Source organism: Altibacter sp. (genome assembly GCF_019913785.1).
GTDB lineage: Bacteria > Bacteroidota > Bacteroidia > Flavobacteriales > Flavobacteriaceae > Altibacter.
In genome coordinates this window covers 124,414-141,401 of record NZ_JAIOHK010000060.1, presented here as the reverse complement: position 1 = coordinate 141,401, position 16,988 = coordinate 124,414, and the positions used below count along the sequence as shown (strand labels likewise).

Sequence of the window (16,988 nt, the reverse complement as noted above, 5' to 3'; positions counted from 1 at the left end):
TAAAGTAACGAGGCCTTCTATAAATTAATTGTACGTCTTATTGCCCTTTTACATTTTCTTTGAACGTATCAAACTCTCCTAATTTTTTACGCTTTGGCCATGTATTGTTGGTCACATCAATATCGGCGGTTTCTTCATCGGGGTCAACCACAATCCTTGTAATTTCTTTTTCTGAAGCAATTACTTTGGCAACCGATTCGTCGTTCTTTCTCCAAATTTGAGGCGGATAAGTAATGCGTTCTGAAGAACCGTCACTATAGGTATATTCAGCAATGATCGGCATTGGAATACCTCCCGGTTTTTCGAAGGTTACCTCGTAAAAATATTTTGGATTCTTAAGTTTGGCACGCTCATCGGCCGGAACATTATCCATAATATATTCTTGAAGCGTAGTAACATCGTTGAGCGTTGCGGTGCGCATACTATCTTCATAATCTTCACTTCCTTCTTCTACCAGATACACTAAAGGAGGTAAATCACTTTCCCTCAAACCACGTGCTTCCATCAATTCGCGAACTTCTTTGTTCACCTTTGAGGTTACATAGAATTTTTTCACTTCCTTCACACCTATATCCACATAATCTGTGGTATAGAACCATGCTCGCCAAAACCAATCCAGGTCTACTGCTGAAGCATCTTCCATGGTGCGGAAAAAATCTTCGGGTGTAGGATGTTTGAACATCCAACGTTGGGCGTAGGTTTTAAACGAATAATCAAATAACTCCCGGCCCATGATCGTTTCTCTAAGGATATTCAAACCGGTTGCCGGCTTCGAATAGGCATTCGCCCCAAAGTTATAAGTGTTCAAACCCTTGGTCATAATAGGTGCTAAGGTATTTTGATCTCCGGCCATATAATCAACAATTGCCTTCGCCGGACCACGACGAGAAGGATATTTTTTATTTGGTGCAATGGCATCGGGATACCATTCGCCAAAATCTTGTTCAGCCACAAATTGCACAAAGGTATTCAAACCTTCGTCCATCCAGGTCCATTGACGTTCATCACTATTCACAATCATGGGAAAATAGTTGTGACCTACTTCGTGAATGATTACACTCATCATTCCGTATTTAGTACGCTCACTATAGGTTCCATCCTTATCGGGTCTTCCATAATTCCAACAAATCATTGGATATTCCATCCCTTGATTCTTCGCATGTACCGAAATCGCCTTGTGATATGGATAATCAAAGGTCATTCGGCTATACGACTTTAAGGTACTGGCAACCACTATCGTAGAATAGTCTTCCCAAAGGGGATTACCTTCAGGCGGATATAAGGAAACAGCCATCACATCTTTGCCTCCAATCTTTACGGCCATCATATCCCAAATATACCGTCTTGAAGAAGCAAAGGCATAGTCACGAACGTTTTCAGCCTTAAAACGCCAGGTCTTTTTTGCCGTCGAAAATCCTTTTGATGCTGCTTCTGCTTCGGCTTGCGTAACAATAATTACGGGTTTGTCGTACTCTTTTTTAGCTTTTTCGAATCTGGACATCATTTCTTTCGAAAAAACATCTTTTCGGTTTTGAAGCTCACCTGTCGCATCCAAGATATGATCTGCCGGGACTGTAATATTCACTTCATAATCACCAAATGGCAATGCAAACTCATCTCGACCCCAAAACTGACTGTTTTGCCAACCTTCTACATCGTTATAAACCGCCATTCTTGGAAAGAACTGCGCAATAACATAGCCGCGATTTCCATCGTCGAAGGTTTCATATCCACTGCGTTCTCTGTCTACAACATGATCTTTAATATTGTACCACCACTTGATTGAGAATGTAAATTTTTCTCCCGGTTTTAGTTGTTTGGGCATCTCAACACGCATCATGGTTTGATTAATGGTGTAAGACAAATTCATCCCTTTGGCATCCTTTACTTGCTCGATATTAAAACCTCCATCAAAAGGAGCTCCCATATACTGCCCAACAAAATTACTTGCCATATCGGCAGGCACTGTGCCGTTAGGCTCAATCAAAGGAGATTTAGAATCCTTAGCATTTTTATTCTGATCCAATTGCACCCAAAGATATTCTAATACATCGGGGGAATTATTCGAGTAAGTAATGGTCTCAAACCCATATATTTTTTTATTGGTATCATCTAGTTCAATGTCCATCACATAGTCGGCCTGTTGCTGGTAATATTGAGGTCCCGGTGCCCCACTCGCCGTCCGAAAGACGTTGGGAGTAGAAAATTCCTCATACAATTGCTTAAAGCGATTGTTGTTATAATGTCCGGGTTCTCGCTTTGGGGATTCACTCTCGTTCTGACCATACGTCATTCCTGCTACCAAGAACAATGCTACGAGGGTGAGATATTTTGCTAATTTCATACAATAAGATTGGTTTAATTAAAAATGAGTCGCTAAAAATAACTTTTATCTATGTTTATTTATCTGATTAATCGAAGTTTAACACTCCTTTAGGATTGTCCTTATCCAAGACTATACTCCTTCTCTTTTCTGAAGTTTTTAAATGAATAATATTCTGCTGATCGTCAAACATATCGAGCAATACTTGATTTTCAATTTCGAGGGTTTTTAATTGGGCAACACCTGTTACTTCAAGGTATATTTTAACAATATCTGTTTCGTATTCCCTTCCTATATACTGAAGCGTTACCGGCTTCCCATTAACCGCTAATCGAAATTTTTGAAGTATGTATTTTTCTAAAAAAGCCACATCTTCTGCGTTTTCCTTGTGAGATGCCAGTGAAATATCAGGATCATAGCGTTGCTGTAATACATCCTCGATATCATCGATAAATATTTTGGTAATTATTTGAATCGATCGTTTCTCTTTAACGTATTCAATCTTTGTGGTACTCACATAGAACTTATGCAGTGTAGCTCCTGTTATAATTGGGAAAAGAAATAAAAAGAATAGGATTTTAGGAAACTTCATTGAAGCAGTATTTTCGAAGTAGATTGGTCGTAAGATTTTACAAATATTACATTTTTATTCGTCTTTTTCCAGAAGTCGTGTCACATAAATTTCGCTCCTGATTTTAAAAATTTGCAGCACTCCCGCATAATTTTCAGTTTCATAATTTTTTTTCAAATCGGTTGATTCATTACAGTACAATAAAAAGTCGTATAACCTATCCTTCGGGATTTGATAGGCTTCTTCAAAAAAAGCAGCTGTATAATGGTGAATAATATTCGCTACCAACCTATTCTCCCCCTCCCATTTTCGCTTTATTTTCAGTTTTTTGTAGTAGCCGCTTAAATGTTTGTACATCGCTTCTAAGTCTACCGCAGTTGCCAGTCCGAAATAGGGCACCATGGGCACAATCTTTTCTTCGGGAACTCCTTTAAATCCCGAGATGCCAACATCGTCAAAATTGATCGTATCTACCGTTTTTATATTCTTAATATCGGTGGCAATATTTCCGGTGAGATGTGTACCCAATACAACCTCATCGAGTTCATTGACCAGGTCTTCAAGTGTAATCAGAAGCACGCCTTTTTCGTAGATTTCTGAAGTAATTAGAATTCGATCAGGCACATAGTGTACAGAGGAGATTAACAAGGTATCACGCTCATTAACTAAAATACTAAAATTCCCATTTTGGTCGGAAACACTACTATAACGTGTTGTTTTGTTCATAATGTGGATACCTTCCACATCATTTTTATTGGTGATCTTGCCACGCAACAGTTGTTCCTGACTGTATCCTAATACCGTAAAGAATACAAAGAAGCCCAGTATAAGATACCTACTTTGTCTCAAGATCTGCTTTGTAGATGATACTTTGCGCGGTTAGGAAATCCAATAAAAGCAGTTCATTCTCCAACTTTAAAAGGTGAGCATCCACTCCGTTTTCCTCTAAAAAGTAGATAAAATCATTCACTCGTTCTTCGGGAATGGCAAAAGTTTCGGTGATGTACGCATTGCTAAATCGCTGTCGCATTGCACGGATCAATGCGGCTCGGTCTGTTATCTTTTCAACTTCTTTTTTGGGTTTCTTCGGAAAGAAAAGTCCTGCAAGTCCAATAAAATTTAAACTTGCCTGCTTCTGTCCGTTATAAAAAGCCTCTTCAGCCTTATTTCCGACGATAGACGTATACTGATCGTCAGAAAACTCGTAACCAAATTCAAGAGTTTCGTATGAGAGGTCCCATTGGGGATTCATATTGGCAGTTTTAATCCGGCCCACATCGGCAATGATATTTCCGGAAAGATCATAGGGTCGTACAATCACTTCGTCCAATTGATTGACCGATGGATTCAAATAAATAGCCATACGACCGGTTTCGATCACCCCACTATCCACAATAATCGTAAAGCTTTGAAATTGTAATGCAGTTACTTGAATACGGTCGTTCTCAACCACTTCTAACTCAAATGCACCAGCTATATTGGTAATAGTTCCTTTTTGCGAAGAAATATTATAAACGCTTACATTTTCCACATCTTCACCAACAGGAGCTGTTATAATACCTTGTATCTTATTGCGTTCTATCTCCTGAGATAATGCAATTACCGGTAAGAGAAGTAGTAATAATGCTGCAGTAACCTTAACCATTTTTTAAAAGTACGTATTGTTTTCTTAGTAAAATCTTAAGGTTTTGCCTCTATTTGTTAAATTTACACTTTAGATACCAAAATATGAAAAACCTCCTTGTGGCAAGCACCTCTACCGTTTTTGGCGGAAACTACCTCGATTACCTTGCTGAAGAAATGGCCTCACTTTTTCACAACACCACCGAAGTGCTCTTCATTCCCTATGCAAGACCCAATGGAATATCACACGACTCCTATACAGCGAAAGCTGCCGAAGCGTTTTCGAAAATAGATAAGAAATTAATAGGCATTCATACCCTTCCCAATCCCGAAACAGCCATACGCCAAGCAAAGGGTGTTTTTACGGGGGGAGGAAACACCTTTTTATTGGTAGCTCAATTGTATGCCAACCAGGTGATGCAACCACTTCGGGAGGCTATTTTTAACGGACTCCCCTATATGGGAACCAGTGCCGGAAGTAATATTTGCGGCGTGACCATGCAAACCACCAACGACATGCCCATTGTATATCCACCGTCTTTTAAGACCCTGGGCACTCTGCCATTTAATATCAATCCGCATTATTTAGATCCGGATCCAACCAGCCAACACATGGGCGAAACCCGTGAAACCCGAATTAAAGAATACCATACGCAAAATACCGTTCCGGTGGTAGGGTTGCGAGAAGGGAGTTGGTTGCAAGTCTCCGGAGATAATATTGTATTGAAAGGAACGCTGACGGCGCGAATTTTTCAGCAAAATAAAGAGCCGTTTGAAGTAGAGACCGGAACCGCATTGACCACCCTTTTCTAAAATAATAGTACTTTTAAGAAACACACCATTTTATATGGATCGAAAAGATTTCATAAAGCAAACCGCCCTCTTGGGAATAGCCGTCTCCGTATTGCCGGGTTTTACTTTTGCTGAAACCGCACAAAGCTACTCGCGCGATCAGTTGATAGGAAAAGGCAATCCCGATATTGTGGGCGATTCCTATACTTCAAAGATGCACAAGGAAGCAAAAACGGCCTTTCTGAACATGAAAACGGCAGCCGCCAAGGCGGGTATTCAAATTGAAGTAGTTTCGGCCTACCGAAGTTTTCAGCGGCAAAAAGAGATTTTTGAAGGCAAGTATAAAGGCTTTACCGCAGCGGGTTTATCTCCTTCCGAAGCCATAGAAAAGATTATTGAATATTCGACCATTCCCGGTACTTCAAGACATCATTGGGGCACCGATATTGACCTTATCGATGCCAATGCAACGCGCCCGGAAAGTGTGTTACAACCTCAGCATTTTCACGGTAATGGCCCCTTTTGCAAATTAAAAGATTGGCTCAATGTACGTGCCAATTCCTTTGGCTTTTTTGAAGTTTACACAGATAATGCGCACCGAAAAGGATTTAAGTACGAGCCCTGGCACTTTAGCTATGCGCCTGTTTCAATACCAATGCTAGAAGCCTATAAAAAATTGGATCTGAAACAAGTGCTTTTAGAAGAAAAGATCTTGGGAGCCGAATATTTTTCTGAAGCCTTTATAACAAGATATCGCTCCGAAAATATATTGGATATCAATCCCGAATTACTTTCGTAACTTTAAGTCAGTAAATTTCAAATCATGCGAAGAAGCAGCTGGAAAATTAGAATTTTAATTGGATTGGCCATTGTGGCCTTTGCCTTTTTCAGAAAGTGTGCCAACACCGAAGAAAATCCGTATACCGGTAAAGAACAAGCCATCTCGTTAACCACCGAAGAGGAAATTGCTATCGGATTACAAAGTGCTCCTCAAATGGCACAGGAATACGGTGGCCTCTACGCAGATGATCGTTTGCAAGCCTATGTCGACATGGTAGGGCAAAAATTAGTGGATAACACCATGGCTCGTGAAACGCCTTATCAATACGATTTTCACCTGTTGGCAGATCAGGAAACCATCAATGCGTTTGCGTTACCCGGCGGACAAATATTTATTACCTACGCCCTCCTGTCGAAACTAGATACCGAAGATCAACTTGCCGGGGTATTGGGCCATGAGGTAGGACATGTGCTAGGGCGTCATTCAGCCGAGCGCATTGCCAACAGTGAATTTTGGCAAACGCTGTCGCAAGGTGCCTCTGTAGGTGCCGATGCCGGTGGTTTGGTCGCCGGGATTGGACAAAATGTATTACTCGGTAACGGTCGCGATGATGAATTGGAAAGCGATGATCTGGGAATTCGATTTATGATAAAAGCCGGCTACGATCCCTACGAGATGATTGCGGTCATGGAAATTCTAAAAGCCGCAGCAGGACCCAGTCGAGCACCCGAATTCCAAAGCACACATCCCGATCCGGATAATCGCATTGAAAAAATAAAGGAATCCATCAAGAAATACGGAGGATAAAATTATTGCTAATTCTAAGGCCAAATCCCGCTAGGCGGGATTTTGTTTTTATCTTTGCACCATATAAAAAAGCATGCATAAAAAAGTCCTTTTACTGATCCTCGATGGCTGGGGAATTACGCAAGATCCGGCGGTTTCGGCCATTGCACAAGCCAATACGCCCTTTATAGATTCGCTTTACAAAAAATATCCACATGCCCAATTGCTAACCCACGGAATGAATGTAGGGCTTCCGGACGGCCAAATGGGAAACAGCGAAGTGGGGCATATGAATCTAGGAGCGGGACGTATTGTATATCAGGATTTGGCCAAGGTGAATCTGGCGGTTCAAAACAATACCTTAAAAGATGAACCTGTATTAAAAGCAGCATTCCAACATGCCAAGGACCACCATAAAAAAGTGCATTTTTTAGGATTGGTTTCGGATGGTGGCGTGCATTCTCATATAGATCATTTAAAAGGGTTGTTAACGGCCGCAAACAATTATGGGTTAACGGAGGTTTTTGTTCATGCCTTTACCGACGGTCGGGATGTCGATCCGAAATCGGGGATCGGACATATACAGGCATTACAAGAACATCTTTCAAAAACTACGGGGAAATTAGCTTCGGTGGTAGGGCGCTATTATGCTATGGATCGTGACAAACGATGGGAACGCGTTAAAAAAGCCTACGACTTATTGGTCTTCGGAAAAGGAAAAGCTTCAGAAAATGCTGTAAAAAGTATGGAAGAAAGCTATTCCGAAGGAATTACAGACGAATTTATGGAACCCATAACCATGACAGAAAACGGATCGCCGGTGGCAACCATTTCAGAAAATGATGTGGTGATCTTTTTCAATTTCAGAACGGATCGCGGAAGACAGTTAACCGAAGTATTAACGCAAAAAGACTATGAAAGCTTCGGAATGAAGACGCTTCCCTTGTATTATGTAACGCTTACCAATTACGACGATTCATACAAAAACATTAAAACGGTTTACAACAAGGAACACCTGCACGATACACTGGGTGAAGTCTTGGAACGAAACGGAAAAACTCAGATTCGTATTGCCGAAACCGAAAAATACCCGCATGTCACCTTCTTTTTTAACGGTGGAAGAGAACTACCATTTGAGGGTGAAAAACGAATTCTTTGTCCCTCTCCGAAAGTAGCTACTTACGATCTACAACCCGAAATGAGCGCTTTTGAAGTTCGGGATAAGATACTCCCGGAAATAAAAGAGAAAACAGCTGACTTTATCTGTCTCAACTTTGCCAATCCGGATATGGTAGGACATACCGGCGATTTCAACGCGGCCATCAAAGCTTGTGAAACCGTTGATGGCTGCAGTAAAGCCATTGTAGCAGCGGCCATCGAAAATGGGTACACCACCATCATCCTGGCCGATCACGGAAATAGTGAAACCATGCGCAATCCAGACGGTTCACCCAATACGGCACACACTACCAATCCGGTACCGATAATTATTGTCGACAACGAAATAAGGGCAGTACGAGAAGGAATTTTAGGTGATATCGCGCCCACAATTCTCAAACTCATGGGTATTGAACAACCTCAAACCATGACGCAAACATCCTTGATTTAATTGTGGTCTTTCAATTTTAGAGGCGCTTTAAGGCATATCCAAAACCCAAAACTTTAGGAATGCCAATATTCTTCGTATTTTTGCACTTTTAAAACCCCATGATGCACGAGACACATACCATAGCGGTAGATTTTGACGGCACGATTGTCGAAGATGAGTATCCTAAAATTGGAAAACCCATCCTTTTCGCCTTTGATACTTTGAAAAAATTACAAGAAAAGGGACACCGATTGATATTGTGGACCTATCGAAATGGCAGGACATTGGATGAGGCAGTGGCGTTTTGTAAGGAGCATGGCGTTGTTTTTTATGCGGTGAATAAAAGTTTTCCTGAAGAAGAATTCGATCCCAAATACAGTCGGAAGATAAATGCCGACTTCTTTATAGACGATCGGAATATTGGCGGTTTAAAAAGTTGGGGCGAGATCTATCAAGAATTGATTGGTGAGGAAAAACCTGCTGCATTGAACTATAAGAAAAAGAAAAAGGGATGGTTTTCCTTTTAATAAAGAATTATGATTATACCTAAGACCAGCGAAGAAATAGAGTTAATGCGGGAATCCGCTTTGATTGTTTCCAAAACCTTGGGTATTTTGGCCAAGGAGGTACAGCCCGGTGTTACTACGCTTTATCTGGACAAACTAGCCGAAGAATGTATTCGTGATCACGGAGCCGTTCCCGGGTTTTTAGGTCTTTATGACTTTCCCAATACCCTGTGTATGAGTCCGAATGCACAGGTGGTTCATGGTATTCCGAACAACACACCTTTGCGAGAAGGGGATATTATCTCTATTGACTGTGGTGCTGTTAAAAATGAATTCTACGGGGATCATGCCTATACTTTTGAAGTAGGTGAAGTCTCTTCAGAAATAAAAAAATTACTGAAAGTCACCAAGGAATCGCTTTACGTCGGGATACGAGAATTTAAGGCCGGCAACCGTACCGGAGATGTAGGCTTTGCCATTCAACAATACTGTGAAGAACACGGCTATGGTGTGGTACGCGAATTGGTAGGACACGGCCTTGGCAGAAAGATGCACGAAGATCCTGAAATGCCCAATTATGGAAGACGCGGGAAAGGAAAGAAGTTTGTCGAAGGGATGACCGTGGCCATTGAGCCCATGATCAATTTGGGAACCCGACGCATTGAACAGTTGCAAGACGGTTGGACAATCCTAACCTTAGACCGAAAACCGAGTGCCCATTTTGAACACAACGTCGCTCTGGTAAACGGAAAACCCGAACTGCTTTCCACCTTTGCTTACATATACGAAGCTTTGGGAATAGAAAGTAATGAAGAAGACGAATTTCGTCAAAAAGCACTTGTGTTGTAATTGGTTTCACAATGCAAAAACTCTTTAGGTTTTTTCTGAATTTAATTCCAAGACCCCTCTTAATTCGTCTGAGTTATGTGGTGCGGCCTGTTGTTGCATTTTTTTTAAAAGGAAAAAAATACACAGATCCCATAGATGGCAGATCCTTCCGAAAGTTTTTACCCTACGGCTATGAAAAAGTGCGAGAAAATGTGCTGTCTCCAAGTACCCTCTCCTTAGAAAGACATCGATTATTTTGGCTATACCTTAAAAATGAAACGACCTTTTTTTCAGAAAGACATAAGGTCCTTCATTTTGCCCCTGAGCAAGCCTTTTACAAACGATTTCGGAAGTTGAAAAATATAATATATACTACAACCGATCTCAATTCACCTTTGGCCGATGTAAAGGCAGACATCTGTGAATTGCCTTTTGAAAGTAATACCTACGATTTTATCATTTGTAATCATGTGTTGGAACACATCCCCAATGATACCCAAGCAATGCAGGAGGTATATAGGGTTTTAAAGCCAGGGGGGACCGCTATTTTACAAGTTCCATACGAAGCGAATAGAGAGATCACTTTTGAAGATGATTCGATTACCGACCCTAAAGAACGCGCCAAAATATTTGGGCAATACGATCATGTTCGGGTGTACGGAATGGATTATTTTGAAAAATTAGCTGCTGTTGGTTTTATAGTAACGGCTGTTGATTACACCAAAACCCTTTCCGAAGCAGAAATCGACACATTCAGATTGGCAAAAGGAGAATTACTCCCCGTTTGCAGCAAGTGATTCGACCAATAATTTTCGGAAATTTCCGGTCATGAATACCTGTGGGTTATTATCTTTATTGGTATAGGTAAGATAGGCGTATATCCCTGACGTTTCCTTTAACAACAATTTAGACTTGTTTAGGCCCAAAGCCATGAAGGCAGTGGCATAAGCATCGGCTTCAGCACAGCTGTTTGCAACCACCGTCGCACTTGTCACATTACTTTGTTCGGCCGATCCGGTGAGTGGATTTAAGGTGTGAACGTACTTTTTCCCCGTTAGGGAATCGATCCGAAATTTTCGATAGTTGCCCGAAGAAGCCATACCCATATTCTCTAATTTGAGGGTAACATCATAGCTTCGGTCATTGAGATTCGAATTGACAGATTCAATACCCACCACCCAAGGCTGTTGTTTTGAAATGTTCATTCCTTTGGCCAAAAGTTCGCCGCCCAACTCGATGATATAGTTGGTAATACCTTCTCCCTCCAAATATCGTCCTAAACAATCAATTCCATAGCCCTTTGCCACCGCATTAAAATCGAAATAGATTTCCGGGTGTTCCTTGACAACCTTGCCATTCGCTAATAACTTTACCTTGTCGAAGCCCACAAACTGCATCAAAGAATCTAGCGTTTTTTGATCTATATGCTGAAGCGGTTTCGTATCACCAAAACCGTAGGCATTGCGAAGCACACCCACAGTTGGATCGAAATATCCCTTCGAATTTTTGTGAACCGTTTCAGAGATACGAAACACCTCTTTAAAAATATCATCCACGACTACGGTTGTATCGCCGCGGTTTATTTTTGAAATATCGCTGTTGGGCATATAGGTACTCACCGATTTATTTACGGCATGTATAACCGAATCGATCCCTTTTTCAATGGTGTTTTCGTGCTCACCATAAAACTGAATGGTATAGGTGGTCCCGAAGGCATTTCCTTGCAATACTTTGGCAACCGGTGCTTCCTTCTCGTTACAGGAAACAAATAGCAGCAATAACACCGAATAAATTATTCTCATAGAATTTCTTGTAATCCGTTATACACCATGGTGTAGTCTTCATTTTTAACAACCGGCTTGGCATAATCACTTCCGTGCCCCAAACCTACTCCGGCATAGTATGTTTTTGCCTCAAATTTCAATGCATGTGCTCTGATGGTCTGCATAAAAACAGCATCGTATACATTGGCATCTTTTGGGTATCGCACGGCCCTTACAATAACAAAATGTAAATCTTTGTTCTTTAGAGCCACAAATTGGGGATCCTTTTTCAATTTCGAATTTACACCTAAAAACTCATAACCATTCTCTTGAAGGTCCTTCCCTACAATATTCATAGCCAGATTGTGTAATTCTTGTAAGCTTAATTCCTCCTTCATAGGTCTTTAAACCGAATAAATTGTGTTTTATTAAAGTAATAGGTGGGAATTTCGAGATAGGCATCTAACTCTAATTCATACCAGGGGCTAATTCCGGAGTTGTTCAAGTTTTTAAGGATATGAACACTCTGAGCCGGGGTGTTTCCCTGCGCTAAAATAAACAATTTTTTGCCTTCGGCATTGGTCGCGATATCGGCAATGAGCACTACATGACCCGGACTTCCGGGATTTATGAGCATATCACCAACTTCAATGGCATCGATCGTATGTACAGTTGACAATTCATCGTACAATGATTGGGTACCGGCATACATATAGATAAGGTCGAGGTACTTATAAAATTGTGCTTTTGAATGATTTGCCTGAGCAGTTTTCTGAAAGACAACCTTACTTCCATTGATCTTTGGGCGATATCCTTCGGCATATTGCAACCAGGAACAGTAATGTCCCGAAGTGAAATTAAAGCCAATTTTGTCCTTTTGGTGCGTATCCCATAGATATTCAGCACGAATTCGTATCAAGGCATCGGCACATTGCTGTAAACCATTTGAAGGAACCGGAATATCCAAAATCCCTATATGGCCGCTTTGATACATATATTCATTTCCGTCGTAATTAATAATCTTGGCTTGGAAGGGCAGTAAAGTATAATCCTGAATGTATTTCTGAAAGGATCCTTCGGGGTAATTAACTCTTGTAAAACCTTCAGGAATCAGAACTCTCGTTGACAAAGTAATTCCTTCCTTATTGACGTAGTTTGGCGAAATGATGTAGCTCATGGCAACGTTTTTTATTACTTTTCCTTTTTTTGAAAGGAAAAAATAACCAACCGCCGAAGCCACTATCAAAAGGAAGATCATTTTCTTCATATTAAAATAACTTGCATTGAACTACTTTATTTTAATTCAGAAAAATAAAAAAACCGCCATCTATTAAAAAGAAGGCGGTTTATATTGATTAAATAAATTCTTACTCTTTCACAATACGTTTGGTGATCGATCCATTGTCGGTATTAACGGTGACAAAATACATGGCAGTTTCCAATCGGGAAAGGTCTAATTGGTAACTACTTTGACCAACTAAATCCACGGCCTTTATCTGCCGTCCTCGTACATCGTATACTACTATACTCATTATCTGTGATTGAGGTGCATGAATATTCAGAACGTCGTTGGTAGGGTTCGGGAATAACACAATTCGCTCTAACGAATCCTCCTCATCGCCCAATATCACCTCAGGTTCAAACAACAAGGTAAAACGCTGATTAAAGGTGCCCTTACTGCTTCTAAACTCGTAGGGTCCATTGCTAAGATTGTGAATTGTGTTTTCCTGATTATCTATAAAATAGACGGTAGCAGTTCCTAAATTAAGCCCTTCGATGTTTTCGATAGATACTATAAAGGCTGCATCGGCATCCACCTGACTTGCAAAGCCCATGGGCACCTTTATCTGAGAATCGAATGCTTCACGACTTTGAATACCTAATTGTTCTGTTCCATCTTCTAAGTGAGAGTATAACGATATCGTGGTGGCTAATCTGTCTGCGTCATAATTTTCATCTAAGTCAGCTGTAGCATTTGGATTAAACGCAACCAAGGCATGACTTCCAATGTTGTATTGTTCATTTCGCACCTTTAGCAATACCTTGTCAACGTCAACACTTTTTCGCAAGGTGGTATTTCCAGTGGTAAGTCGCATCGAATTGGTAAACGTTATGGTACCGGCCGCTTGGGCAAAGAATCCAAAACCTTGTCCGGTAGAGATCACTCCGTTTGGTTCGGTGCTCGTTCCAGGGTCGTTGGCAGCAGGTAGTGCGCCACCATCAATATACATGGATATATCGTCCATGCTGAAGTTAATACTTCCTGCACCGGGGATACTACTACTGGGTGGCGTTAAATGTTCCCAGAAATAAATTTGAGTTACCAAAGAATTGTCGGCAATAAACTGAGAGGCCGAAATAGCCGAAGGATACGGATTTGCAATCACATTAGGCGTGCCATCCGGGTTAGGTCCCAGACCATTGAAAATGATCGATCTGCTAACATCCCCGTTGTTTAGTGTCCCTAAACTGTATGTTAACGGATAAGAATGGTTGGCCGGATCGGTATAACCCGATTGGGGACGTACAATATATCCTTCTCCTACATCGATACTTCCGGAATAGGAACTCCAAAAATCACCGTTTTCATCGGCAAAATTGGTTCCTCCTAGCGGAACGCTGGGATGGGGCATGAAATTCGCAGGGGTGTGTTTGAGCACTAAAAAGGCACTGTTGAATACACCTGTACGTGTTTCGGCATCCATAGGGCTACCCATGACCATAAAATCACGGGTTTGTAAGATCGGAGTGTCTACTTCCACATTGATGGTGGCTCCACCTGCTTTGGTAACCACTGCATCTTTATCAATTTGTACCACACTTCCGGTGTGTTCTACGATTAGTGCTCCGTCGACGGTAATATCACCTTCAATGAGCATATAATCATCGGCTGCAACGGTTACGGTACTGCCGCTGTTAATTTCACAAGAACAGGCTTCAATATTTCCAGCAGTGGTATTGTAATTTTGATTAAAAATCGCAATTTTCCCAAGCGCTGGTGTTCCATTGCTCCAACTTCCGTTGTATGTTGTAGATGGCAAGTCGAAGGCTTCGGTTTGGTCGGTACGGCTACTACTCGACCCTTGTGAAGCACTCGCTCCCAGCCCTCTTTTCGCAAATGCATTCCATATCAAACATTGGTTTGCACCTCCGTACAGGGCTAGATCGGCGGCTAAAATAGCATTCCTACCCGTAACAAAACCGGGGTTGCACGGATTCAGCTTTAATCCTTCAACAACAAGCTTCATCGCAATATTATTTCCTCCTGTTCCGTAATAGACATCGGGGTCATAGCCGTATTTATCTATAAGGTCCCACGTCATATCCCAAAGCATGGTACACCAAACAAATCCTATTCCGTGGGGCTGAGAAATAGTCCCGGTATCATTTGTATCGGCATAGGTAAAGGGATTCGTGGCAAAGTCGGTGCTATAGGGAGCCGGACGAATTCCGTTTCCGGCAATCGATTCACCAATGGCATAGGTTCCAATGCCTCTAGCATCGGTTCGCGTATCACCGGCTTCGATGGTAAGCATTAATCCAAAGAAGTCGGACCAACCCTCTCCCATCTGTTCGGCATTACCCAAACAGCTTGTATTGGAGGGACCTCCTGTCAATCTATTGGAGATTCCATGTCCGTATTCGTGAGCTATAATTCCATTATCCAAGTCGCCATCAATATTGACGGTTCCCGCAGCTGTCCCGACCAAGGTTCCATTGACGGTGGTGGTATTAAGTAACGCGGTGATCATAGCCTCTCCATCGGTCTGAGATATCATAACCGAGGGGATTCCAATTCCGGGATCGGTTCCTCCCATGATAATTGGGGCACCCGGTGCATTGTTGACAACAATAACGGCAACTGCTCCCGCGTTTTCGGCCCGGACTACTTTATCGGTGAAATTGCAATTTCCTCTTCTAATTAAAACAATTTTTCCGTTTAACGCGCCAGCATTCACAGCAGCTTGACAGCCATCATAATTATCTGGCGCTGTATTGTCATTGAAAAGTGCAAAATTGGTTGTGATTGGACTTGTAGGAACATCGGGACCAAAACCAGCTTGAACGACATTGTAGGTTCCTGCCAAAGATCCCGGAGCGTTTATGGTAAGTTGAATCATAGGCGGTGCCGGATCCCATAAAAACATCTGCATACGGGGTCTGTTACCATCAGTAGGTGTCCCAAAATTTGCGTTATTGATACCGCTTCCATCCTGCGCATCGGCTAGTACATAATCATTTCCAAGACCTCCATTTCCATAATTGTTTTGCTGAAAATTGCCACTAGCTTCATCAAAACCGTATTGATAATACACATCGTGCATAATATTGTTCCAGAAAAATAAATTGGTAAGGGCTGCATTTTGATAAACGATAGGTTGCTGACTCAGATCCAGTGGAAAATTAAAATTCAATCCCGCTCCACCATTTGCCATGGTACCCGTTCCATTATTTCCATTGACATCTTCCTGCGCCAAAACATTATTCCCTCTGGTGGTGGTATATTCGGGGCCACTTGCTCCATTGGTATCGTGCCACCCATAAGGCGAAGCATTTGCATCGTCCGGATTACTCACTATACTTCGAGAACCGTGATTTGGTGATTCAATAGGCATTGGAAACACATTATAACTACCTGCGAAACTCAATGTAGTCTGTGGTTTGAACAAATTAAACGTGTTATGGTTTTCTGAAACCGTTTTGGCATCATCACTTTTAATTTTTGAAGGCAGTTCACAATAGACCGTCCAATTGTCTTTGTCGATAATGGATCCCGTGGAAGCATCTACCCGAAAATTCCACCAGTCGGAAGTTGTTGTTTCCTGAATCGACAACTCATAAATCATACTAGTGCCTGCTGTTGGTCGATAATAATACAATTGCTTTACCGGGATGTCTTCAGTAGAAATTCCTGCCTTATTGAAAACAAATTCTCTATTGTTTTTCTGCTCGATTTGGTTTAATTCTGAAATAACATACCCCATCTGTCCAGCCACCGAAACAATAGCCTCTTCAGCGGTTATTAACGCAGATGCATTTACTATTGTAGCTGAAATATTTGGTAATAAATTATTGTGTTCAACAATAACAGTTCCTTCATTGTCAAGATGTACACTGGATTCGGTTCCTACTACTTCTATTCCTCCAATGGCCTGTCTTACATATACATGCCGAATGCCACTGGTGGAACTTATATGTTCATCGGTTATCACATAATTGGAATTCTCGGTTTGTATCAAATCCTTAAGCACAGATTTGTTCTCTTTTTGAGAAGCCTTAGTCGTCTGTGCTTCTGCGGTTTGAAATATGAATAGGGAGAACAAAAGCACTAGGGCCGAAAGCGAAAGATTAGCTAGAAATGGTTTAAGAAACAAGAGAGTAGACTTCATAATTGATGGATTATAAAAGAATAGTTCGTAGGTATGG

Annotated in this window: 15 protein-coding genes; 7 read left to right on the top strand and 8 right to left on the bottom strand. The window is 41.5% G+C overall.

The annotated features are described in order from the left end of the window. Nucleotides 1–37 precede the first annotated feature (37 nt). From K8F54_RS10895 to K8F54_RS10880, 4 genes are all read right to left on the bottom strand, one after another. Entirely contained in the window at nt 38–2,344 is a 2,307-nt protein-coding gene (locus K8F54_RS10895) for a M1 family metallopeptidase (protein WP_290790747.1), read from the bottom strand. Nucleotides 2,345–2,411: 67 nt separating this feature from the next. Beyond that, on the bottom strand, nt 2,412–2,915 hold the full coding sequence (locus K8F54_RS10890; protein ID WP_290790745.1) for a DUF6702 family protein: 504 nt from the start codon (nt 2,913–2,915) through the stop codon (nt 2,412–2,414). A gap of 54 nt (nt 2,916–2,969) precedes the next feature. Then, a complete protein-coding gene (locus tag K8F54_RS10885; protein WP_290790743.1) occupies nt 2,970–3,743 on the bottom strand; it encodes a carboxypeptidase-like regulatory domain-containing protein in 774 nt (257 codons plus the stop codon). Continuing rightward, nucleotides 3,730–4,539, bottom strand: coding sequence for a carboxypeptidase-like regulatory domain-containing protein (locus tag K8F54_RS10880; RefSeq protein WP_290790741.1), 810 nt, complete (start codon nt 4,537–4,539; stop codon nt 3,730–3,732). The genes K8F54_RS10885 and K8F54_RS10880 overlap by 14 nt, the downstream gene beginning before the upstream one ends. A gap of 83 nt (nt 4,540–4,622) precedes the next feature. Between K8F54_RS10880 and pepE the strand changes: the two genes are divergently transcribed. The 7 genes from pepE to K8F54_RS10845 all read left to right on the top strand — a co-directional run bounded on the left by pepE (nt 4,623) and on the right by K8F54_RS10845 (nt 10,595). Further along, nucleotides 4,623–5,330 (top strand): dipeptidase PepE, encoded by a 708-nt coding sequence (gene pepE / locus K8F54_RS10875; RefSeq protein ID WP_290790739.1) that lies wholly within the window; start codon nt 4,623–4,625, stop codon nt 5,328–5,330. A gap of 34 nt (nt 5,331–5,364) precedes the next feature. Beyond that, on the top strand, nt 5,365–6,108 hold the full coding sequence (locus K8F54_RS10870) for a M15 family metallopeptidase (protein ID WP_290790737.1): 744 nt from the start codon (nt 5,365–5,367) through the stop codon (nt 6,106–6,108). 24 nt (nt 6,109–6,132) lie between these two features. Continuing rightward, complete coding sequence (locus K8F54_RS10865; protein WP_290790735.1) at nt 6,133–6,897, top strand: M48 family metalloprotease; 765 nt, start codon at nt 6,133–6,135, stop codon at nt 6,895–6,897. A 73-nt stretch (nt 6,898–6,970) separates the two neighbouring features. Further along, nucleotides 6,971–8,485 (top strand): 2,3-bisphosphoglycerate-independent phosphoglycerate mutase, encoded by a 1,515-nt coding sequence (gene gpmI / locus K8F54_RS10860; RefSeq protein ID WP_290790732.1) that lies wholly within the window; start codon nt 6,971–6,973, stop codon nt 8,483–8,485. A 101-nt stretch (nt 8,486–8,586) separates the two neighbouring features. Next, nucleotides 8,587–8,991, top strand: coding sequence for a BT0820 family HAD-type phosphatase (locus K8F54_RS10855; protein WP_290790861.1), 405 nt, complete (start codon nt 8,587–8,589; stop codon nt 8,989–8,991). A 9-nt stretch (nt 8,992–9,000) separates the two neighbouring features. Continuing rightward, nucleotides 9,001–9,819 carry a type I methionyl aminopeptidase gene (gene map / locus K8F54_RS10850; RefSeq protein ID WP_290790730.1) on the top strand — a complete coding sequence of 273 codons (819 nt, stop codon included), beginning with the start codon at nt 9,001–9,003 and terminating at the stop codon, nt 9,817–9,819. Between the two features lie 11 nt (nt 9,820–9,830). Beyond that, nucleotides 9,831–10,595 carry a class I SAM-dependent methyltransferase gene (locus K8F54_RS10845; protein ID WP_290790728.1) on the top strand — a complete coding sequence of 255 codons (765 nt, stop codon included), beginning with the start codon at nt 9,831–9,833 and terminating at the stop codon, nt 10,593–10,595. Here the strand turns inward: K8F54_RS10845 and K8F54_RS10840 are convergent. The 4 genes from K8F54_RS10840 to K8F54_RS10825 all read right to left on the bottom strand — a co-directional run bounded on the left by K8F54_RS10840 (nt 10,572) and on the right by K8F54_RS10825 (nt 16,951). Continuing rightward, nucleotides 10,572–11,600, bottom strand: a complete 1,029-nt coding sequence (locus K8F54_RS10840) for an FAD:protein FMN transferase (RefSeq protein ID WP_290790726.1) — start codon at nt 11,598–11,600, stop codon at nt 10,572–10,574. The two genes, K8F54_RS10845 and K8F54_RS10840, sit on opposite strands and share 24 nt — an antisense overlap. Continuing rightward, complete coding sequence (locus K8F54_RS10835; RefSeq protein ID WP_290790724.1) at nt 11,597–11,959, bottom strand: Na(+)-translocating NADH-quinone reductase subunit F; 363 nt, start codon at nt 11,957–11,959, stop codon at nt 11,597–11,599. The genes K8F54_RS10840 and K8F54_RS10835 overlap by 4 nt, the downstream gene beginning before the upstream one ends. Continuing rightward, entirely contained in the window at nt 11,956–12,828 is an 873-nt protein-coding gene (locus tag K8F54_RS10830; protein ID WP_290790722.1) for a DUF4846 domain-containing protein, read from the bottom strand. The genes K8F54_RS10835 and K8F54_RS10830 overlap by 4 nt, the downstream gene beginning before the upstream one ends. Nucleotides 12,829–12,928: 100 nt before the next feature. Next, complete coding sequence (locus tag K8F54_RS10825; RefSeq protein WP_290790720.1) at nt 12,929–16,951, bottom strand: T9SS-dependent M36 family metallopeptidase; 4,023 nt, start codon at nt 16,949–16,951, stop codon at nt 12,929–12,931. Nucleotides 16,952–16,988: the final 37 nt, after the last annotated feature.